The organism is Coleofasciculus sp. C1-SOL-03 (genome assembly GCF_040220555.1).
Taxonomy (GTDB): Bacteria; Cyanobacteriota; Cyanobacteriia; order Cyanobacteriales; family Coleofasciculaceae; genus Coleofasciculus.
This window is the reverse complement of record NZ_JAVJUO010000131.1, coordinates 173089-194280: the sequence shown is the minus strand read 5'-3', so window position 1 is coordinate 194280 and position 21192 is coordinate 173089. Positions and strand designations below refer to the sequence as shown.

The window sequence follows — 21192 nt, the reverse complement described above, 5'->3', positions numbered from 1 at the left end:
GCTTTGCTAACGCACCCTACAATTTTGCGACAATTTGGTTATAATTTGTCTGGTTGAGCATTATATTTTTCAACGCAGAGGACGCAGAGGTTAACGCAGAGGTTCGCAGAGGGAGTGGGTGGTTGGGAGTCTGATTTGATGGGAAAATAAGGTAAGGTGAATGGAGAGGTGTAGAGATGAATGCTAGTGACCAACGATTATTAACGGCTTGCTTGAATGCTTTGGCACAGTTAGATAATCCTTTACCGCCGGATGTGCAATCTAAGTTTAATGATTTGGCAGAAACAATGAAAGCCAATCCTGATACTATCGGGAATCTGGATATTATTGTTGAAGACTATCCTCCTTTAAATGAACTTTACCAGGCAGAACAGAGACGGTTAGATCAAAATGCAGGTATTCGTAACAAAGGATTACCACCACTCCCTTTACCCAATGAATCAACGCAAGAATTGACCAATTCGGCTATTGATACTTTTAACGCTTCGGATTCTGTCACCAAAGCGAAGACAAAAAATCAGCCTAATCTTCTCAAACGCCTTTGGCAAGGGATTCGGGGTGAAGACTGAACAATTTAGGTGGGCAATGCCTACCCTACTAATATGTCTAATTTTATTATCTATCCTAGTATTAACCTTTTCCTCTATGATCTCAAAGAAGGATTAGGACAAAGTTCTGATCAAATTAACCAAAACCGCTACAACTTTTGGCATAAAGTTTACGGCAATTTAGATGAACATGATTTTAACGAAAAATACGCCCAACTTCAGCATCCCCAAACCCCAGATACCGATCCGATTCAACTCCTTGATACCCAAATTCAGCCATTCCCCTCACCCTTAGATGGCTGGTACTATCCGCTACAACTGGGTGACACTTACGCGCTTCAGGTGAATTATTCCGGCAAACTGAATGCCAATCATCAATTTAATGATGACCCCCAAAACCTTGATGATCAACCCTTCTTTCACCTCAAACAAGACCTGATTCAACGCTTATCCCAACAAACCGGAACCCTCGGACAAACCTGGTTACTCTGGGGTCAACTGACTACCCCGAAAACTGATACGGAGATTGAAGAAATCGCCCAAGAGTGCTACACTCAAATTCTCAGCAATTATAACTGGAATAGAGACATCATTGGCAAAGGACAGTTAAACGGTGCAACTCTATTTGAACTCTGGTATCGTCCCGCAAATCCCGGCTTATCCCCTGCCGAATTTTGGCAAAACTATCGCCAAAAAAGCCATCACCTGTTAATCTGGCTATTTCCCCACGATTCCACCCCCAACGCCATGCGAACCCAGGTACAAGCCACCTATTATGACTGGTTGCGCTTGTTTCAATACCGCCATAAAATCGTTTGGTCGTATTACCAAAGCCAAGCCCAGAAATATGACCTTAAACGGGAATACGTGGATATTCAACCCGCGATCCACAAAATTAAACAGATGACTGAACAATGCGAAAAAAACCGGATCAGGTTGGGACATTTGCAACAAACGATGAAAGAACACTTGATTAATTTGTCGCAATATGCTATTGCCTTAAATGCCCTACAAAACCAAAGTCGTACCCTAACCATTAACCTGGAAAACTATCAATATCGGCTGCAAAGTATGCAGAAAAAGTATCCAACGAGTGACTTAACGGTTTTGGCAGAATTCAGCAGTGAACTCTACGCCCAGAAATACCAGCGCCAAGTCGCCTCCGACTGTGAGAACTTCCAACCCGGACTCACGTTACTAGAGAACCTGAATAGTACCCTACAAGGGATTATCGACGTTGAGCAAACCAAGAGCGATCGCGCCCTAGATACTACCATTGCCTTAGCTGGAATTGGACTAGCGATTAGCGGCTTAACCGCCACAGCGATTTCCGTACAACAACCCCAACCGAAATCCTACCAAGATGTTTCATTTTTATCCTCACCGATTGTCTTCTGGAGTCTGCTGTTTAGTTCACCCTTTCTCATCGCCCTCCTCTATCGCCTCATCGCCCATTGGCGGCGACGTTAATGATACTAAATCCGGGTCACTTGCCCCCGTTTGAGTTGGGATAAGGCAGAAGGCAGAAGGCAGAAGGCAGAAGGGATAGCAGGAAAAAGTAGCTAAGGGTTAAAAGGGTTGAAAAAGAATGGAAAAAGTAATCCCATGATCTTGCAGAGAACCGCCTTCATCCTCAACGCTATTGAGGGGAATTCCCCAATACAGTTGGGCTGACCACGAGGGATCACGTTGCCATAAAAGTCCTAAGCCAATACTGGCTAAAGTATTAGGATTAGTCACCTCATCCTCGTGATTCCAAACCGTGCCACTATCGAAAAACGGAGCAATTTGCACCGTGCCAATTCCCTCCGGTTGGCTGATAATCGGGAAACGAACTTCCACAGAACCAATAATTCCATTGTCAGCCACGCGCTGATTTTGGCGATACCCTCGCACGGTATCAATTCCGCCAATACTGAACTGTTCTAATGGTAAGAGAGAATCATTCGATAATTGCGCCCCAGCGCGAGCAATAATGATACTATCTTCGCCTAAAGCCTGCACCCACTGAAACTGTCCCACCCAACTCATAAACCGCCCATCCGTACCCGTGTCATTGATGGTGGCGTCAAAGGCATCCAAGCCAAAACTAAACTGCGATCGCGCGGCTAAGACGCGATCAGTGGAACGGTTGAGCCAGTCTTGACTAAACCGCACCACAGTTACTTTCGATTCCCCGTCTTCGGGTCCCAGGGAAAAGGAAAAGGGGATATCATCGAGGACAAAGGTTTGGCTTTGACGTAAATCCAGAGACAAGGACAAGGCAAAGTCACTCGTTGGCGTATGGACTATCGGTTGGCGAAATCCAACAGAAAAGGTTTCTGAGTTGGAGTTAATATCTAAGACCGAAAACGGATCTTCAACAATGTCACTATCGCTACGGTTATAACTAAGACTTAACTTGCCATCCCTGGGATTGAGGGGGATTTCATAGCTCAGACTATACTGATCCACCCCTTCGGTTATGCCATAATCAGCACTGATGCGATCGCCTAATCCTAATAGATTCCGATTCTCGACTCTCACGGTTCCCCCCAAGGAACCGACACTGGGAGAATCTCGATTCTCGACAATGACAGCACTCGTCCAAGGTTTTGCCTCTTCTATCTCTAGGGTTAACACATTTGTCCCCGCCATGGTTCCTGCTGATAACTCGGCTTGAATTTGATCGAGTACCGGATCAAGTTGCAGCAGTTGCAACGCCTCCTCCAAACGACGAATATTCACCGGGGTTTGCGTCGCCAACTGAATCCGCGATCGCACATAATCATCCCGCAAACGCTCTAATCCTTGAATATCAATGCGTTCAATGCTACCTTCAACCACCTGAATGCTCACCACACCCTCGGTAATATCCTGAGACGGAAGAAAAGCACCGGAAGTGGTGTAGCCATTGTCTGTATATAACTCGGTAATCGCCGTGCGAATCGCTAAGAGTTCTTCAAAGGAAGCATTTTGACCAATAAAGGGTGCAACCACATCTTGCAATTGATCCGGGGAAAAAACCGTACTCCCTAATACCTCAACTCGTTCAACCGTGACATTAACCTCCACATCCGGTACTGGCGTCAGCGAGGGTTCTGGGGTGGGTGTGAGGGGGGGAAGTGATGGAGGCGTTTCTGGGGGCGTCGTCGGCAAAGAAGGCAGATTGGGACGAGTGGGTTCCAGGATACCCGGTGGAATCTCTGGAGTCGTTTGGCTCATCGATGGCAAGTCTTGAGCTAAGGCGATACCACTCCAGCTCAAGTACACCAGATTTAAAGCCCAAAGAAACCGTTTAAACATAAACCAGTAGTGCAAAGGTCATCAGTTGACAAGGATGCAGAGAAACCCCGGACTGTTGATCGCAAAAGGTAGGATCAGGAGGCTCTAGGGCAGACAGTTGATTCGGGTATGTGGTTGGCAGAGCGGTTAAACCTGTCCTAATCGTTATGACGATAGCTATAACGCATCTCGTTTTCCCAAAAATTAATTCATCCCCCATGGCATTCCTGCTAGGTAATAGTCTTTTATTGCTTGTTCTGCTTTCAGCATCAGTGACCGGAAGAAATACAATATAGTAGCAGCTTAGGAGACGCTTTGTCCCCTGTTTTTATCTGTTGAGAAACCCAGAGACCCTCAAATTCAGACCACCCAGTTCAGATCAAAATTTTATAAAATAGAGTTAATTGTTATCATTGTTCCGAAAAATGTCCCACGGTTGGCAGTTTTGGCGTCGATTTATTGGATTATCCTTAGCCAGTCTGATCTTTTGTATCAGCTTTCATCCCTGGTCTACTGGACAAGCTGAACCCGCAACAAAAATTCAACAGCAGCAACGGCTCACACCGACTTCTGAAAAACAGCTTGTCTCCCAGGGAATTGCAGCCTATCAAATCGGAGAATTTGCCCAAGCGATTCGCTGGTGGGAACAAGCCTTACCTCAAATCAGTGACGACAAAGATCAAGCAATTGTTCACAATAACTTAGCGTTAGCCTATCGGCAAATGGGGGAACTGGCTCAGGCGATCGCCCACTGGCAAAAGGCGATCCAAATTTACCAAGCTTCACCCGATGCAGAAACCCAAAAACGGATGGCTGGGCTATTAACGGAACAAGCCCAAGCTTACAATGATTTGGGACAACATCCGCGAGCGATTACCCTTTTAGAGTCAGCCATTGAACTCGCCACTGAATACCAAGATCCCTTAGCCGAAGCCGCCGCTCAGGGCGCTTTAGGCAATGCTCACTGGAGTTTAGGAAACTATGATCAGGCAATTTCTGCCCACAAACAAAGCCTGAAAATTGCCCGCGCATTGAATAATAATAGTTTTATTGCCACGGCTTTAAATAACGTGGGAAATGTTTATGTCAGCCGAGCCAACCGCTCTAGTTATCAGGCGCAGGTGGCGGAGTTAGAAGGAGATGTGCAACAGGCGACGCGCTTAACCCAAGACGCGCTTCAGGATTGGACGCAAGCCAGACTATTCTTTGAGCAAAGTCTGGAAACGGCGCAAGCCTTGGGAAGTTTGACCGAAATTAAAGCTTTAATGAATTTAAATCGCTGGGTGATTAGTCGTCATTCCGCTACTGTCGCTGACAATTCCGCCCAACCCTTGAGTGAGGGCGATCGGGCATTTCTTCAGAGCAATTGGCAACGAGTCAGAGAACTCCTGCCTGGAATACCGGATTCACGACAGAAAGCCTATACCCTGATTAACCTAGCCGAGAGTTTCCAACAGATCGAGTCAGAGGTTTCAACCCAAGAATCGATCCAGCTTTTAACCCAAGCCCTCATGGTAGCGCAAAAGATTGGCGATACCAAAGCCCAATCCTTTGCCCTAGGGAGCTTAGGACAGTTGTATGAATCCGCTGGAGACTACAACACGGCGATGGCGTTGACTCGTCAAGCTGAATTTAGCGCCCAGCAAATTCAATCCTCCGATAGTCTGTATCGCTGGGAATGGCAAGCTGGGCGGATGCTGAAAGCCAGAGGTGACATCGCCTCAGCCATTGTCGCGTATGAACAAGCGATCGCGACGCTGCAAAATATTCGCGGCGATTTAGTCACCAATAAAGAATTACAACTGGATTTCCGAGAACAGGTTGAACCCGTTTATCGGGAATTAATTGATTTGCTCCTCAATGCTTCCAGTAGCGATTTGAGCGAAGCCAACTCCCAGGAAGAGGTTTCACCTCTCAAAGAGGTCATCGATATCGTCGAACTGCTCAAACTGGCAGAATTGGAAAACTTTTTCGGCGATGAATGCGTGCAAGTCGCTAAAGACAAAGCCCAAAATGAGAAAGGGTTAGCGGATACGAATACGGCGGTCATCTACTCGATCATTTTAAACGATCGCACCGAAATGATCTTGCGATCGCCCGATGGTTCCCTGAAAAACTATCCGATTCCGATCAGTAAGGAAGAGATCGAAGCCGAGATTGAGCAGCTCCGCTACTTTCTGGAACTACGCACCACGGAGCAATATATTCCCCAAGCTAAAAAAATTTATGATCGGTTAATTCGTCCCATGGAAGCCGATTTAGCCGTCATGCAACCCAAAACGTTAGTCTTCATCAACGATGGCGTCTTACGTCAGATACCGATGAGTGCGCTGCATGATGGTCAAGAGTTTTTGATTGAGAAATATCCCATTGCCATTACTCCCAGTCTGTCATTAACCACCAGCCAACCGTTAGATCGCAATCAGTTAAAAGCGTTGAGTCTAGGTTTAACCGTTGCTAAACCGCCCTTTGCGCCCCTGACGAATGTAGAAGCTGAGTTAAATGCGGTCGAAGAAATCTTAGGCGGGACAGAGTTAATTAATCAAGAATTTACATTCTCAAACTTACAAACCAAACTACGACGCCAAAATTTTCCCGTGGTTCACATGGCTACCCATGGCAAATTTGGTGTTGATTCCCAGAGTACTTTTATCCTGGGTTATGATCAACAAATTAGTATTGAAGAACTGGACAATCTCTTACGGTCTCGCGGTCGCCGAGAAGCGGTGAAACTGCTCACTTTGAGTGCTTGTCAAACCGCAACGGGAAACAATCGTTCCGCTTTAGGAATTGCGGGTGTCGCGGTTCGAGCTGGTGTAGAGAGTGCGGTAGCGACGCTGTGGTATATCAATGATGAAGCAACTGTACCGTTGATTGCTGAATTTTATCGCCAGCTACGCCAACCAGATATCACCAGGGCAGAAGCGTTAAGGCAGGCACAGCTAAAGATGATTTCTAATGTGAATTATAATCATCCAGCCGTTTGGTCACCGTTTATTCTGATTGGCAATTGGAGTTAGTTCAGTAGGTGTACATAATTAAAGTTAAAAGTGGAAATCGTCATTCGTCATTTGTTGATTGTTCATTGTTCATGGTTCATTGGTAATCCTCTTCCCCAGCTCCCCCAGCTTCCCCAGCTTCCCCAGCTCCCCCAGCTCCCTACCCCACCACAAGACTTATTCAGCAGCCCCTAAAAGAGGGAGCAGGGTTACATGGTGTATCCCGACTCCCGGTATTGCACTAATGTTCACGCTTTACCCGCTTTCTTTTCGACAGTCACGGTCTTTTGGCAACATCCAGCCGTTCTTGCTGCGTGACTTGAGTCAAACCAACTTGCTCAAGCAGAGCCAGCAAATCATCGTTGGTCGCTAGCTGATTAGAATTAGCGGTTTCAACGTTGGACATTGCGTCTAAGGCATCGTACCACAGTCCAGATTCAGCATAACTCCAAGCGCGATCGCGCCACACCCGTGTCGGCACATTGCTCTTGGCGGGAGTTGATGGTAGTTGTTGTTCTAAAGCGGCTGGTGTGGGTACACGCTCAATCCAACTAATGAATACAGGATTAGCCGACGGACGCTTAGTATTACAGATCAGAGTGACTGACCATTTGTAGGTGCGTCCGGTTTGCAATTCCGGTCGGTCTTTCGGCACTTGCAACTGTATCATCCCGACTTGGGGAGAATCAATCTGTTTCTCAAAGATTGGTTCCGGAACGCCGGGTTCCACCAGAGCAAACCGTATGGGTACACCTGCAGGTACAGGCTGTGATAAGTGCCAGAAAAAGGTAGGATGACCGGATGTGGTTTGTCCGGCATACTCTTGCGATGGGATCAACAATGTGACTAAATTGTTGGTTAACGATTGGTGACAGCCGCGTGAACCTGATCCGATAGTCCGCCGTGGATTCCTTGCCACGGGTGGTATATATTGTTTGGACGCACGATGGGTTGACGTTTTGTTTAATTGGGCGTTAGCCGGTAAATCGCTCCAGGTCGCGGTCAGAAATTCTAAATTCTCCGACGACGAAAAAATCCGGGGTTCAGGTAGGTCTAAGAAGCCGAACATTTGCAGGGAAACAATTGAAGCTGTCCCGGCAATGATGGTTATTAATTTTTGCCGAGTAGTGTTCATGAGATTAATTCCTTCGTTTCATAAGGGTCTTTTTACAAAGGGTTGGGATGTGATGCACCTACTCTAGCTATCGAAAAATTTTGCCTGAAGGCTTTTGGACTCAATAGCGCTCTTGGCTGACAAAATCTAGATCATTATACATGGCATGTTAAACAACTACAGCAAAATTTGATAAACGGCAGTTAACTGTTCGCGCCCTTTGAGTCTCACCTGACCGATTTGTTTGGTGGGGAATTGGTTGTGTAGATGCTGGTATGTTTCTTCGTTAATTAAAATCCGACAAATTCCTCCATCGAGAGTTTTATCGTAACTTTCTAATCGAGCCGCTACATTCACGCTATCTCCTAGGGTGGTGTAGTCAAGCCGTTGAGCATTCCCCAAGCTACCCGTGACCACATCTCCGGTGGCAATTCCCACGCGCATTGCGGTTTGGGGATAGCCTTGACGTTGCCATTCTCGATTCAGGGTTTGCAGTTTTTGTGCCATGGCTAAAGCACAGTTGACCGCCGCGATCGCATCTTGGTCAATTTCTGCGGATGTCGTGCGTTTAATCGGCACACCAAACACTGCCATAACCGCATCGCCGATAAACTTATCCACAACACCGCCATGATCTAGCACCGTTCCCGCCATGGCATCCATATATTGATTCAGCCAAGCCATCAGCGTTTCAGAACTCATATTTTCTGCCACTGTACTAAACCCTTTCAGGTCTGAGAACAGAACCGTAGCCGTCATCTTCTGACCACGTAGACGTCCTTCTTTGAGAAGTTGTTCGCGATCGCGCCAAATTGCTTCGGCGATTTGCTTGGTTACATGGCGACCGAATAAATTCATAACGGTGTGTCGCTCTTCACGCTCGAAGTTAGCGATGTACCCTGTCGTTGCTGTAGCGGCACCCAATAACGCCAAAGCTGGGGGAATCACAGGAATCCACCAACCGCTGATGATAAATGCTAAGTAGCTGCTTCCCACCAAACCTGCCAGCGCCAGTACCAGGCTAATTACGGTCCAACGAGGGAGTAATTTAGTCAGACCTTCGGCATCTCGCAAAACCCAACACAGGGTTGCACCCGTCAAAGACCAGAGAAAAATCCAGATCCCTTCGATTGGTTCCGACCAGGTTTTCAGTCCAGAACGCCCCTCTAGGGCTGAACTCAGCAATTGACTGATCATGTTAGCCTGAACTTCTATCCCAGGCGTGCGCTCTTGGGTGGCAATTGTATCACCACTATAGGGAGTGTAGAAGAAATCATTCAGGCTAGTTGCCGTTGCCCCAATTAAAACGAGGCGATCGCGCATTAAGTCTGGTGGTATCCGGTCTTCGAGTACCTCTGTCAATGACACCCTGGGAAAGGTACGAGCCGACCCCCTATAGTTTAGCAAAATTTGGTAACCCCTATCATCTGCGGGTAGTGTAACCCAGGGAGCGGCAAGGAATTTTAATTCTCCAATATAGAATTCTAATTCATCAACATAACCGCCATCATTGGCTTGAAACGGTTGAAACGTTCCCTTGCCCAAATGAAAAATCAGGGGATTTGTTTGTGAAGGTTTAGATATAATATCTTGCTCTTCTAAATACATCAACGCCAGTCTCATACCAAAAGAGATAGTGGGTTGATCATTTTTAACCATATAAAGCAATGAGCGACGCAGCTTACCATCCGCATCAATCACCACATTATTAAATCCCACTTGTCCAAGTTCCTCTAACACGGGTGGAGGTGCTACACTGGCGCTGGGATCTTGCTCGTTAATTTTCTCGATCCCGATTAAATTGGGAGTTGTTTCAAAAACATTGACTAATTCGTCATGACCGGGCAAAACGGGTAAATCTCGATACAGGTCAAGACCAATCACTCTCGGGTTTTGCGCTTTGATTTTTTTGAGGAGTTCAGCCAAAACATTATCCGGAATGGGCCACTGTCCGACATTTTTTAGATCCGTCTCACTAATTCCCACAATCAGAACTCGTTCATCAACAGGTTCTCGTGGACGCCAGCGAAAGTATTGGTCAAGAGCTGCCCATTCCCAAGCCTGCAAAAAGCCGAGAAGCCTTAATAGAATAACGAGTCCAGCCACACCAGGAGCAACCGTCCAGACACCTCGCCCTTCCCAAATTTTTTGTCTAAGTTCTTTCCACATCTTATGTTTTAGCGCTCCTTGATGGTTAGAAAGCTAGATCTCTCTGCTTACCTTATTCAAGGACAAAGTAATTGAAACAGAAAAATTAGGTTTAAAGGAATCAATTTTTACTAAAACTTTAAATTTGAGTTCTCTGGAATACCATTTTTGGAAAATTATCCCTGATCAAGGCGCATCGCTATCATTGGTGTCAACTTAAGCTGAAAGCAATGTTCCAGACGTGCCATGGCGCGTCTGAAAGCAGAGGGTGTAGGGGCGGGTTTTACCGATAACATTTTTTCACAAACCGATAACCTGACTAAACCCGCCCCACGCCGGGAGCCTGTCAGTTCTGCCCATAAGTTCAAGTCGGTTGGGTTAAACGATCGCGCAGCCTATTCCTCTTGTGATGCAGCCTGATAGCAGATTAAATCATCAGCATTCGCGATCGCTACCAGTTCCGGAGCCGTACCCACGACGACACGTCCATCAGACGTTACCATCATACCCTGAGCTTCTTGAATTGGGTCGCCCGGTTTCCAGAAACTGGAGGTTGAGGATGGGGAATTGACCGTTGGCGCAGTAGTTTGTTGTGCAGCATCGCCACTAATTCCCTGAACCTGAGTAACGGAATAGCGACCTGATAGCGGATCATAGGGGTTATTCGGTAAACCCCCCTTACCTGTAACGATAAAGCTACCTTGCTCCTTATTGCGGTGAGTGAGACAACTATCGGCAATCACTTGTTCCGGTGGCAGAAAATTGGTTGATAGTGGCGAGAGGGAATCTTGATTCAAATTCAGCGAGGCTATAAATAAATTACCCGTATCACCGCTACCCAATGCTTCTACTGAAATATCAACCCGATCATTGCCCCGAAATGGCTCAAAAGAACCGGGGTTGCGACCTACGGCTGTTGCTTGACCACTGGAGAAAAAGTCTGCCAGAAACACGGGAGAGATAATGGTGATATTACCGCCCCTTCCATCAACAGCATTTGCCAGAATGTCACTATCTTCTAGAGCGATAAAAACATCGGAGTTAATTGTAATATTGCCGCCGCCGCCAATACTCTCAAACACACTGGCACTAATCAAGCTACCGTCACGTAGACGAATATCTTCAGCCGTGATATCGATGTTACCTCCTCCTGCTTGATCTGAGGTTGCCCTGATTTCTCCGCCATCTCGGAGTCTCAAATTATTGGTGGTAATTTCTAAATTTCCCGCATCGCCTGTTCCTTCACTAGAAACTTCTAAGGTACTGGCAATAACTTGATCATTGTTTCCAATACCTGTGCCAATGATTTCTACAGACTCTGAAGCATCTACCGTTAAAGTTCCTCCTTGACCACCACTGGAAGTGGCAGCAGATACTTTAGCTCCATCTCGAATAATCAGTTCTCTAGTCGTAATTTGCAAGTTGCCAGCATTTCCGTCAGTGAATGTTCCTACACCTAATCCACTCGCTCCAACTGTTGGAGAACTGCCAATGATTTCTACAGACTCCGAGGCATTGACAGTTAAGTTCCCACTGCGACCATGGGTGGGTGTGATCACGAATGGAATAGAGAAAGAGCTAGTGGTTACTCCTGCCCCATCGCGGATGATCAATCGCCCAGTGGTAATACTCAAATTCCCTGCGTTTCCAGGACCGACTGTGCCAGTATTAAAGCTAGTAGATTCCTGACCATTGGTTGAAGTTCCAATCAACTCAATCAAGTCTGAAGCCGTAACTGCTATAGTTCCAGCCGATTCTTTGCCTGTAGTGGTAGAGGCTAGTTGTGAGCCATCAGTTAGTGTGACCTGCCTACCTTGTAGTTGAATGTCACCACTTCCGATATCTATACCTGTTACTATCGAACCGAGATCACTGACATCAATGGTAGCCGCTTGCGACAGGTGAATATCTTGGAAATTCTGAACGTTCTCATAGTTGAGAGTCAAACCTCGGTTTGTAGATTGCAGAGTAACTAAACTGTTGTTAGAAACACTCCCCAGCTCAACTCGTCCTCCTGGCGCAGTTAGATTGCCCCCCTCTAACAGGACTTCACCGCCAACTAGAGCTAAAGTTTTACCAGACTTCACTTCCAGACCTGCGGCTCTTTCAGTTGCTAGATTCTGACCAGCTTGAGAACGATTAACAATGCGTCCTGGGGAAGTTCCAAATTGGAGTCCAACTGGCACACTGACGGTCAGCAGTGAGGCTGAAGGGTCAGTCGCGCTGAACTCTGTGCCATCAGCAAACTTTATGCTATTCGCTGTCGTGGCAATCAAGGAACCACCCAAATCTAGCGACGCATTAGAACCAAAGATAATTCCATTGGGATTGAGGAGAAATAGATTGGCACTACCTTTAGCTGTGAGTAAGCCATCAATAGTCGAGATTGAGCCACCTGTCACACGGCTGATGATATTCTGAACATCTAAAGCATTGTTAAATATAGCTTCTCCACCCGTTGGCACAGAAAACTTATCAAAGCTATGGAAGAGATTATCCCCGAGTCGCGTGCCTTCCGTAATGGTGAATGTAAGATTATCAGTGGTATTAACCTTCGTGGGAGTTGGTAATCTCCCATCTGAAGAAATTTGTGCTTGAGCCGAGCGAACTGGAATGAGAAAGCAACAGGAAATTATTGGCAGTAGCCAGAATGGAGAACGGCGTCCTTTCATACGAATACCTCAAGGTTCCCTAACAAGAGTCTAACAACTTCTCTTCTATGACGCTTGGAAGCTCATCGAAACTCTTGGTAGACACCTTCCCTAGGATTATCGTTCCAGTGGATTTTGTCTGTTTCTCGGTAATTCTTTCAATAGAAAACAGAATTTACCAAACCCAAGGCTACTTCATATATAGCCTTACTAAGGCAGGTTAGGACATTTTCTACTGTTCCCCGTTCCCTGTTGGGATTAACTGATGTCCTAACGCATCCTCGTAGTGCTATAAATGCCTATCGTCAGAGCACGTTTACTTTGAGACGCTTCATCTGAGTTAGAAACACATTGGCCACCCCATAAACCTCCTACAGAAATCTGGCTGAGTCGCATCCTCTATCTGCTGTTGAGGATTTACAGGCTGGTCTTGCCTAACTCTATTCTCCATGGTGGAATTGGCAGAAACAGGAGCTGCGCCAACTTGAGTAGAAAATGTTAGACTGAGAGCGATCGCGGTAGATGCAACGAGTTTCATTTTTCTTTTCTCCGAGTAGATGTACGAACCTGTGAGCTTGGTGTGATTCACCTAGCCCTAAAATTTGATTTTGAGAGATAAATTGCTCTTATCAGAGACTTTTTATTCAGTTGTTGGAGTTACCCTGTCAGTGGCGCACCCGATTAGTGGAAATTTGAGAGAAATCTTTTTCTGCCACTGCTCTATAATTAAACTATAGCAAGAGAAAATACCGAATCCAAGAACTTTATCAAAGCTTCATTGAGAGTTCATACACCCTTAATAAGGGCATCTTATGAGTTAAGTTTTCTTTACAGAAGTGATAGGTCAAGAAGTACACCGAAGTTACGGCGCTAGATAAAATTCTACGTAAGACACAAAACCGTAGACTATAGACTATGACTGTAGTTGAACCGAAATACATTTGAAATACATCCTGGATTTAGTGGTATTTAAGTTACGACTGTCAATGGAGTTGGGTTGAACTATTCAGAGGGGGACACGACTTTCCTTTTCCGTCAAAGTGAGATCTATACGATTCTTCGTCAGGGAGTTGCAACGATGAAATCCTTATGGTAGAAGGGTTGCTTTTTATTCTCTTGTCAGAGTTTTTTGACAAAGTAAGTTTATGCTAAGAAATGTAATGTAAGATTTGCTTATATAAAGAAGTGTAACGCAATAATTTGTAACATCACAGTTCCTATAAGGTTATTTACATGATTTAGCTTCACATTTCCTGAAAACTGGGTCACGAGTAAGTGATTCTACTTAATTGCCTGAAGATAGACCCTTTTCCCTGGCAGGTTGTTCCAGACATGCCCTTGACATCTGCATAGCGGGTAATTCCCATGAATCTTGCCTTTCAGTCCATTTCTGGCGGAAATACACTTAACCCCATCACCTTGATTCAGCAACATGCTTACCTTGAACTCACATCCACCTCATTAAAAATCTTGATCGTGAAAATTCGGTGAAAGGGAAGTCATATCATGTCCGGTGGAATACTTACGCTATCGGTGGAGACAAGGCAGAAGGCAGAAGGCAGAAGGCAGAAGGCAGAAGGCAGAAGGCAGAAAGGAAAAGATTGACTGGTCAAGGTTTGGCGCATTTTGCTTTGTCCTAATCGCCTTGGCGACTGCTATAATTCAAGGATAGTAAGGGTTATAGCACTACGCATTCAGGTTAGGACAATAAAATTAGGTGACAAGGCAATAGGGAATAGGCAATAGGCAACAGGGTAATGTCCTAACGTATGCCCGTAATGCTATATATGCTTAATTAGTTCATTTGTACTTTTATAATTGAGTGAAAAAATTCCCATGCACTCAAGACTTTAACTTTAAAAAAATTAATTTTTCTTAACTTCTTTTCACTTGGAGCGCTGTGTCTGGGAAGTCACTGAAAAGTCCATCAATTCCCAGCCGATAGAATTGCTGATACTCCAACTCAGGATTACCTTGATAGTCGGGGGCGAGAAAAACCTCTTCATTGCGGAATGTCCAACCATGAACCTGCAAACCCTGAGCATGAGCGTCATCGAGTAACGAGGTGGGGGGTAATAAGTAACCATCCGCCCCCGTGGGTACAATTAAGCGTTTGTTAACTCCGATCGCATCTGCATAATCAGCAATTTCCCTTAACCCCTGAGGCGTTACCAGATCTCGATACGTCCGATTGCTATTGTCATGGTGTTGAGGATGAGAAATAAAATCGTAGGGTTGACCGATGTCATTCACTAACTGTACCAAGGATACATCGGTGATTTGCTTGAGCGCTTTCAAGTTCGCTGTTTCAAAGGATTGGATGAACACAGGGGAAGTGCGATCGCCCAATCCGTACTGGTTGAGGATATTTACCAACGGTTCTTCTAACGAGAGTCCGATCGCGTTAAAGTAGGTGGGATGCTTGGTTTCTGGATAAATGCCAATCATGCATCCAGTGACAGCACTTTGGCGTTGAACTAGCTCAATAATATCTACCAGAGTAGGGATATCAAACAACCCATCGAATTCTGGCGAACGCAGGTGAGGTAATCGTTCTTTGACTCGTAGAGTTTTTAGTTCTGCCAGAGTAAAGTCCTCAGTAAACCAACCCGTGACAGTTTGCCCATCAATTATTTTAGTGGTTTGGCGATCGCGAAATTCTGGACGAGTCGCCACATCGGTAGTCCCAGAGATTTCATTCTCGTGACGCGCCACCAATACCCCATCCTGCGTCATCACCAAATCCGGCTCAATGTAATCCGCCCCTATCTGTATCGCTAACTCATAAGCGGCGAGGGTATGTTCGGGACGATAGCCACTTGCGCCTCGGTGAGCAATCACCAGAGGACGGGAATTTTTATCACGCGATCGCATCCTTATATATATAGCCCTCTTTTTATTGTCCCCAGACGTAGCAGGCTACGTCTCTACATGCACCCCCCTTAACTTACCACGGTAATACTTCCCCCTTGGCGTGCCAAAACGTGCCAGAATTTTCCAAGTTAAGCTGATCGATTCGGGCTAAAAGTCCCTGAACAGCTTCCTGAGGAGGAATCCCATGATGAGCCGTCATGTCTGTACTCACCATACCCGGATGGAGAATAGCCACCGCAATTTGCCGGGGTTTTAAATCAATCGACAGAGATTTACCCGCCATGGAAACGGCGACTTTAGACATGCGGTAGCCGTAAGAATTACCTGAAGTGTTATCTTCAATAGAACCCATGCGGCTAGTCATAATCGCCACCTTAGCACCCTTACCCAAATGGGGGAGTAAAGCTTGGGTTACACGCAACGCGCCTAACGCATTTACTTCAAATTGTTCCCGAATGGCATCAAAGTCAAGCTGGGGGAGAGTATTTTTCCGCAAAATTCCGGCATTGTTAATCAATACATCCAGAGGAGTATCCTTTAAACGTGATGCTAAGTCAGCAACGGAGTCATCTGAGGTGATGTCTATCCCCGTCTCCACCCGGATTCCCAAGCTGTCGAGGGCTTCAGATGTGTGGCGACAAACTGCGATCGCCGTGTCTCCTCGTTCAGTTAGCTGTCGGCAAAACTCTAAGCCGATACCTCGGTTTGCGCCTGTTACTAAATACGTTGCCATATTTATCCATAATTTTTGTTCCTACGCTATTGTGCCAGATATGGTTAATCACAACACTACCCAAGCGGTTGGGATATAGCGGTTCTCATTGGAAAACACTTCACTCGGTTGAGATCAAGAGGTACTACCTAACTTAGCTGCCAATTCTCCTTTAATCCGATTGAGAATTGAGGTTTCATCTAATGACGCCAGAATGCGACGAACGACAGTTTTCGGTGCATCTTCTCCCCATGAGGCACCATTAACTAAATAAACTTTCGTCACTTGTCCAATCGCATAGGTGGAAACCCCCGCGACACCCGCCTGCGTCATGGCGACAGATAAATAAGGCGCTAACGAAACCCCTCCGGTTGCAGGTGCGGAAAGCCCTAACAATCCTTTAATACTACTCAATCCCAATGTGGCTAACACGTCACTCGCACCAATTCCGCCCATACTCAAGCCAATTTTCTGGAGTAATCCCACCGCGCCTTGCTGAGTCATGGGAATACCGTAGAGGCGAGATAATGCTAGAATCATCACCACGTCTACAACCGTTGCAGTGAGTAGATCTAGAACCGTCACTGGATTGAGTGCGATCGCGACAGCTTTGGTCATCACGGCTTTCCAGATCATCTGATTGGCGCTTTCTTCCCGAATCGCCATTTTCCGTTGCACCAGTTGTTCATTTACCTCACCCGCGTACATCATCGAATTGAGGGCGACTAAGGATTTACCTTCCCGGTGCAATAGTTCCAGTATTTTTAGCTTTAATTCTTCGATCTGGGGTGTTCCCTGACGGCGTTGAATCGTGCGGCTACCATCAGCGCGACGCACGGCTACTGCTTCTAAGGGTGCAGCCGCCACGCGGACAATTTCAGCCGGAGAGAGTAACTGTTTCACCCGTTCATCCCGTATTTTACGATAAATCGCCTCGCGATCGGCTTCGGGATATTGGTCTATTTTATTAAAGACGAGTAGCATGGGTTTACCACTATCTCGTAATCGAGACAGGGCGTCATATTCGACTTTGGTAATATCTCCAGCGATAATAAATAGAATTAGATCCGCTTGTCTAGCAACGGTTACCGCTAACGCCTCACGGGTTTCTCCATGAACTTCATCTATCCCTGGCGTATCAATAAACTGAATTTGGGATTCTCCAATACTGGGTAACGCCACGCGCAGGATTTCCTGATCTGTATTTGCCAAGGTTTCCTGACTTAACTGCCAATTCGCGGTTTGAGCATTGCGAGTCACCCCATGTAATGCCCCGGTTTCAAACACCGATTGTCCTAATAACGCATTCAGTACCGAGGATTTGCCCCGTCCTACCATACCAAAGGCAGCGATTTGCACACAACTGTGTTCGAGTTTGTCCAAGAGGTTGGTTAAATCCTCAACTTCCGACTCCAACCCCGCTTGTTCTTGGGGGGTTAAGTCGAGATTGCGAACTAACTCACGCAAGGAGTCTTGGGCGCGTTTGTAGTGGAGTTCCCCTTGAACTGCGTCAACACTCCACATTGCCCAATCCCAGTCTTGGTTGGAACCGGGAGAATTGTTCGTCAAAATTCTACCTCCTGCGCTAGGGTTGTGCTTACTTCGATCCTAGCTTTTTCCAGGAATAATATGGCATAGCCAAGATATATCAGGACACGATAGTATCGTGTCCCTACCCAATCAATTATCCCTGATCTGCCTACTTTAATAAAAATAACCAGAACTTTGACCGGCGCTAAAGCGCAACTACGAACCGATTATCCCTGATCTGCCTACTTTAATAAAAATAACCAGAACTTTGACCGGCGCTAAAGCGCAACTACGAACCGATTATCCCTGATCTGCCTACTTTAATAAAAGTCACCAGAACTTTGACCGGCGCTAAAGCGCAACTACGAACCGATCGCATCCCCCATCCGGCAAATTTTCTATCATGTTAATAACCGCTTATCATCGAAAACGCTATGACAGCCATCACCTTAAACTTACGTCCCACCCTCACCCTTACCGATGAACAGTTTGAGCAAATTTGCCGCGCCAATCGAGACTTAAAATTTGAAAGAACTGCACAAGGAGAATTAGTCGTTATGGCATTAACTGGGGGTGATACCGGAAGACGAAATTTACGCTTTACGGGTCAAATTTGGCTCTGGAATCAACAAACTGGTTTAGGTGAAGGGTTCGACTCGTCTACAGGTTTTCGCTTACCGAATGGTGCTATTCGCTCTCCGGATGCGGCTTGGGTACGATTAGATCGTTGGCAAGCTTTAACCCCAGAACAATGGAAAAAGTTTGTCCCCCTGTGTCCTGATTTTTTAGTAGAGTTACGTTCTTTGAGTGATGAGTTAGAAGATATTCAGGCAAAAATGCAAGAGTATCTGGCACATGGTTTACTATTGGGTTGGTTAATTGATCCCCAGCGGCAAATGGTAGAGATTTATCGCCCTAATCAAGCTGTAGAAAGTCTCAACCAGCCGACGACTTTATCGGGAGAATCAATTCTGCCTGAATTTGTCTTGGATTTGACCGGAATTTTATCTGATTGAAATAGTAAGTCGAATGACACTGACTGGTAGGCTGGTGGGCAGTACCCACCCTACAGGATATCTTAACTTTCACGTTCACGGTATGTGGCGTAACGTGAGTGTTCCAGACGTTGCATGGAACCTCTCTACTGTCTTGATCGCCTATATTCAATCCGCAGCTGTTCCACAGAAGGATTCTCGGCTTCAATAAAGCTATCCCGGTGAACTTCCTCTAATCCTAAGTCCTGAAATTGGGCAAGTTCTCTCTCAGAAAGCGCCCAAGGTGGACCATCGGGTTCAGCCTCTGTCTGGCGAAATCGGGTAATGACTAATAGGATTCCCTCCTTAGCCACCAAAGACGCGATCGCATCAATCACGGTTGATCGTACATTTAAGGGTAATGATTGGATATTTCGGCATTCTAATATCAAGTCAAACTGATGACGCCAAGCCGGATCTAAGGCGAACAAATCAGCGACAAGGTAGGTAACTGGGGAATTGGGAAACCGTTGCTGACACCATGCGATCGCGGTTGGGGAAATATCAAAGGCTGTCACGTTGAAACCGAGTCTAGCCAAGGCTTCTGCATCATCGCCTAATCCGCAGCCAATCACTAAAGCTGAGCGATTATTCCCTTTTGGCTTATTTTTATCCAGCCAATCCTGGAAATAGGGATGGGGTTGCAAACGCGCCCACGGTACTTGTTGGGGATTACCATTGGCTTGGGAATATAAGCGATCAAACCATCCGGAGGGATCGGATTTGTTTAGCGCTTCTGTTGCTAAACTTTTGACTTTCTGCCGTAATCCTTCGGGTTGTTGTTCAAACATAAAATAGTCTCTATTCGATCGATAAACCGATCCGAGTAAAACAGTTGGTGATCTTAATCCTTTTGGTTCAATTGTTCCCCACACCCGACACCCCACACCCCACACCCGACACCCGACACCCCACACCCCACACACTCAGTTACTACTATTTGTATTAGACCAACTTGCCTCAATATCCTGCAATATCCGATCCAAATCTTTCCCAGAAACATAGTCGATAACACCTGTCCAGAATGTCCCCGTTCCTACAGCGCCAGGAAACAGATCAGAAGCGTCATAACGAATGAGTTCATCGTCCGATAATAAGAGTTTAGCTTGACGTTTGGTCACCTGATCAGGGTAAACCTCTAAACTCACCTGTTTGTGGGGGGAAATTGACCCTTTGATTCCGGCTAAAATTTCATGGGGTTCCACAGAAATCAAATACTCCATTAACTGCCGTGCCTCTGGAGTATCATTAAACATACCGATGATTTGTCCTCCCACTAACAACGGCACACCTAAGTCCGGCTCAATACTGGGAAGTAGAAAAATATCAACATCTTCTCCCAACACCACATCATCGGGGAAAAACGAGGAAATAAACGTAGCTTGGTGATGCAGATAACATCCGGGCGGTTGCTCGAAAAGTGGCTTGGGTGAATCCCCAAAGAAAATACTCTGAATACCCGTTTTCCCCCCAACCACATAGTCAGGATTTAAGGCAATCGTACCAAACTTCTCAAAGGCATTTTTAACCGCTGGATGAGTGAAGGGAATTTCGTGGTTCACCCATTGATCATAAACCTCGGGTTCCACGATTCGCAGCATGATATCCTCGATCCAGTCGGTGCCCACCCAACCCGTTGCCTCACCACTGCCGAAACCAATACACCAAGGAACGCCCCCATCTGCCACAATTTGGTCAGACAGTGCCATCATTTCATCCCAGGTTTTGGGGATTTGATACCCTTTTTCAGCAAAGGCGGATGGGCTATACCAGACTAAACTTTTTAGGTATATCCGATACCAGATACCATAGACGGTATCATCAACCCGCGCTAAGTTGAGCCAGTTCTGCGAAAAGGCTTCTGACAATTGGGTGGGCGACAAAATTTGTTCAATGGGTATCAGTTTCCCATCTTTGGCAAAGTCTGCCATTAAACCGGGTTGGGGGAACAGGGCGAGATCCGGTGGATTTCCGGCGTCAACCCGCACAGGTAACACCGTGGTGAATGCATCCGTTCCCTCATACTTTACCTTTATCCCCGTCGCCTCGGTAAAGGGGGCGACTACTTGTTGCACTTCTTGAATTCCTTTCCCGGTTAGCGTACCCATGAGTGTCACGGTTGGGTTTGACTGTTCTCCCGGAAAACTGCAAGCGGTTAACAGGATCAATAAACTCAGGCATAAACAGGTCAGTTTACCGATTTTGGGAATGAACATCCGTTCTCTATACTCCAGGGACGCAATGCAGAAATTTTATTTTACTGTGAAAATAGCTTAACTATGGGAATAAGTACCTGAACCTAAATTCTGTAGGCTGTA

Annotated in this window: 16 protein-coding genes; 6 read left to right on the top strand and 10 right to left on the bottom strand. The window is 46.1% G+C overall.

Translation table 11 applies throughout. From position 1 onward, the window contains the following. Positions 1-176: 176 nt before the first annotated feature. Positions 177-569, top strand: a complete 393-nt coding sequence (locus tag RIE73_RS21020) for a hypothetical protein (RefSeq protein ID WP_446403033.1) — start codon at positions 177-179, stop codon at positions 567-569. Positions 570-602: 33 nt separating this feature from the next. Then, a complete protein-coding gene (locus RIE73_RS21015) occupies positions 603-2018 on the top strand; it encodes a hypothetical protein (protein ID WP_446403032.1) in 1416 nt (471 codons plus the stop codon). Between the two features lie 99 nt (positions 2019-2117). Here the strand turns inward: RIE73_RS21015 and RIE73_RS21010 are convergent, their stop codons facing one another. Further along, the gene (locus RIE73_RS21010) at positions 2118-3833 is read right to left on the bottom strand and encodes a ShlB/FhaC/HecB family hemolysin secretion/activation protein (protein ID WP_446403031.1); all 1716 of its coding nucleotides are present in this window, start codon (positions 3831-3833) and stop codon (positions 2118-2120) included. A gap of 404 nt (positions 3834-4237) precedes the next feature. Here RIE73_RS21010 and RIE73_RS21005 point away from each other — a divergent pair, with 404 nt between their 5' ends. Beyond that, positions 4238-6832 carry a CHAT domain-containing protein gene (locus RIE73_RS21005; protein WP_446403030.1) on the top strand — a complete coding sequence of 865 codons (2595 nt, stop codon included), beginning with the start codon at positions 4238-4240 and terminating at the stop codon, positions 6830-6832. A gap of 256 nt (positions 6833-7088) precedes the next feature. Here the strand turns inward: RIE73_RS21005 and RIE73_RS21000 are convergent, their stop codons facing one another. Further along, the gene (locus RIE73_RS21000; RefSeq protein ID WP_446403029.1) at positions 7089-7946 is read right to left on the bottom strand and encodes a DUF928 domain-containing protein; all 858 of its coding nucleotides are present in this window, start codon (positions 7944-7946) and stop codon (positions 7089-7091) included. Between the two features lie 156 nt (positions 7947-8102). After that, positions 8103-10094, bottom strand: coding sequence for a CHASE2 domain-containing protein (locus RIE73_RS20995; protein ID WP_446403028.1), 1992 nt, complete (start codon positions 10092-10094; stop codon positions 8103-8105). 225 nt (positions 10095-10319) lie between these two features. Here RIE73_RS20995 and RIE73_RS20990 point away from each other — a divergent pair, with 225 nt between their 5' ends. Continuing rightward, positions 10320-10493, top strand: a complete 174-nt coding sequence (locus RIE73_RS20990) for a hypothetical protein (RefSeq protein WP_446403027.1) — start codon at positions 10320-10322, stop codon at positions 10491-10493. On the opposite strand, the gene RIE73_RS20985 is transcribed toward RIE73_RS20990, so the two are convergent. After that, positions 10469-12745, bottom strand: a complete 2277-nt coding sequence (locus RIE73_RS20985; protein ID WP_446403026.1) for a two-partner secretion domain-containing protein — start codon at positions 12743-12745, stop codon at positions 10469-10471. The two genes, RIE73_RS20990 and RIE73_RS20985, sit on opposite strands and share 25 nt — an antisense overlap. Positions 12746-13064: 319 nt before the next feature. After that, complete coding sequence (locus RIE73_RS20980; protein ID WP_446403025.1) at positions 13065-13262, bottom strand: hypothetical protein; 198 nt, start codon at positions 13260-13262, stop codon at positions 13065-13067. Positions 13263-14237: 975 nt separating this feature from the next. Here RIE73_RS20980 and RIE73_RS20975 point away from each other — a divergent pair. After that, positions 14238-14396, top strand: coding sequence for a hypothetical protein (locus RIE73_RS20975; RefSeq protein ID WP_446403024.1), 159 nt, complete (start codon positions 14238-14240; stop codon positions 14394-14396). A gap of 203 nt (positions 14397-14599) precedes the next feature. Here the strand turns inward: RIE73_RS20975 and RIE73_RS20970 are convergent, their stop codons facing one another. The 3 genes from RIE73_RS20970 to RIE73_RS20960 form a co-directional block, all read right to left on the bottom strand. Further along, positions 14600-15598 (bottom strand): glycerophosphodiester phosphodiesterase, encoded by a 999-nt coding sequence (locus RIE73_RS20970; RefSeq protein WP_446403023.1) that lies wholly within the window; start codon positions 15596-15598, stop codon positions 14600-14602. Positions 15599-15671: 73 nt separating this feature from the next. Then, the gene (locus tag RIE73_RS20965) at positions 15672-16331 is read right to left on the bottom strand and encodes an SDR family oxidoreductase (protein WP_446403022.1); all 660 of its coding nucleotides are present in this window, start codon (positions 16329-16331) and stop codon (positions 15672-15674) included. 114 nt (positions 16332-16445) lie between these two features. Next, positions 16446-17834 carry a GTP-binding protein gene (locus tag RIE73_RS20960; protein ID WP_446403056.1) on the bottom strand — a complete coding sequence of 463 codons (1389 nt, stop codon included), beginning with the start codon at positions 17832-17834 and terminating at the stop codon, positions 16446-16448. Positions 17835-18274: 440 nt separating this feature from the next. On the opposite strand from RIE73_RS20960, the gene RIE73_RS20955 reads away from it, so the two are divergent. After that, positions 18275-18856 (top strand): Uma2 family endonuclease, encoded by a 582-nt coding sequence (locus RIE73_RS20955; protein ID WP_446403021.1) that lies wholly within the window; start codon positions 18275-18277, stop codon positions 18854-18856. A 125-nt stretch (positions 18857-18981) separates the two neighbouring features. Here the strand turns inward: RIE73_RS20955 and RIE73_RS20950 are convergent, their stop codons facing one another. Both RIE73_RS20950 and RIE73_RS20945 read right to left on the bottom strand, forming a co-directional pair. After that, a complete protein-coding gene (locus RIE73_RS20950; protein WP_446403055.1) occupies positions 18982-19665 on the bottom strand; it encodes a class I SAM-dependent methyltransferase in 684 nt (227 codons plus the stop codon). A 135-nt stretch (positions 19666-19800) separates the two neighbouring features. Continuing rightward, positions 19801-21090, bottom strand: a complete 1290-nt coding sequence (locus RIE73_RS20945) for an ABC transporter substrate-binding protein (RefSeq protein ID WP_446403020.1) — start codon at positions 21088-21090, stop codon at positions 19801-19803. Between the last annotated feature and the right edge of the window lie 102 nt (positions 21091-21192).

Bases quoted from the DNA above. Each gene is read 5' to 3' on its own strand.
- RIE73_RS21020 (WP_446403033.1), top strand. From the start codon at position 177: ATGAATGCTAGTGACCAACGATTATTAACGGCTTGCTTGAATGCTTTG.
- RIE73_RS21015 (WP_446403032.1), top strand. From the start codon at position 603: ATGTCTAATTTTATTATCTATCCTAGTATTAACCTTTTCCTCTATGAT.
- RIE73_RS21010 (WP_446403031.1), bottom strand. From the start codon at position 3,833: ATGTTTAAACGGTTTCTTTGGGCTTTAAATCTGGTGTACTTGAGCTGG.
- RIE73_RS21005 (WP_446403030.1), top strand. From the start codon at position 4,238: ATGTCCCACGGTTGGCAGTTTTGGCGTCGATTTATTGGATTATCCTTA.
- RIE73_RS21000 (WP_446403029.1), bottom strand. From the start codon at position 7,946: ATGAACACTACTCGGCAAAAATTAATAACCATCATTGCCGGGACAGCT.
- RIE73_RS20995 (WP_446403028.1), bottom strand. From the start codon at position 10,094: ATGTGGAAAGAACTTAGACAAAAAATTTGGGAAGGGCGAGGTGTCTGG.
- RIE73_RS20990 (WP_446403027.1), top strand. From the start codon at position 10,320: ATGGCGCGTCTGAAAGCAGAGGGTGTAGGGGCGGGTTTTACCGATAAC.
- RIE73_RS20985 (WP_446403026.1), bottom strand. From the start codon at position 12,745: ATGAAAGGACGCCGTTCTCCATTCTGGCTACTGCCAATAATTTCCTGT.
- RIE73_RS20980 (WP_446403025.1), bottom strand. From the start codon at position 13,262: ATGAAACTCGTTGCATCTACCGCGATCGCTCTCAGTCTAACATTTTCT.
- RIE73_RS20970 (WP_446403023.1), bottom strand. From the start codon at position 15,598: ATGCGATCGCGTGATAAAAATTCCCGTCCTCTGGTGATTGCTCACCGA.
- RIE73_RS20965 (WP_446403022.1), bottom strand. From the start codon at position 16,331: ATGGCAACGTATTTAGTAACAGGCGCAAACCGAGGTATCGGCTTAGAG.
- RIE73_RS20960 (WP_446403056.1), bottom strand. From the start codon at position 17,834: ATGTGGAGTGTTGACGCAGTTCAAGGGGAACTCCACTACAAACGCGCC.
- RIE73_RS20955 (WP_446403021.1), top strand. From the start codon at position 18,275: ATGACAGCCATCACCTTAAACTTACGTCCCACCCTCACCCTTACCGAT.
- RIE73_RS20950 (WP_446403055.1), bottom strand. From the start codon at position 19,665: ATGTTTGAACAACAACCCGAAGGATTACGGCAGAAAGTCAAAAGTTTA.
- RIE73_RS20945 (WP_446403020.1), bottom strand. From the start codon at position 21,090: ATGTTCATTCCCAAAATCGGTAAACTGACCTGTTTATGCCTGAGTTTA.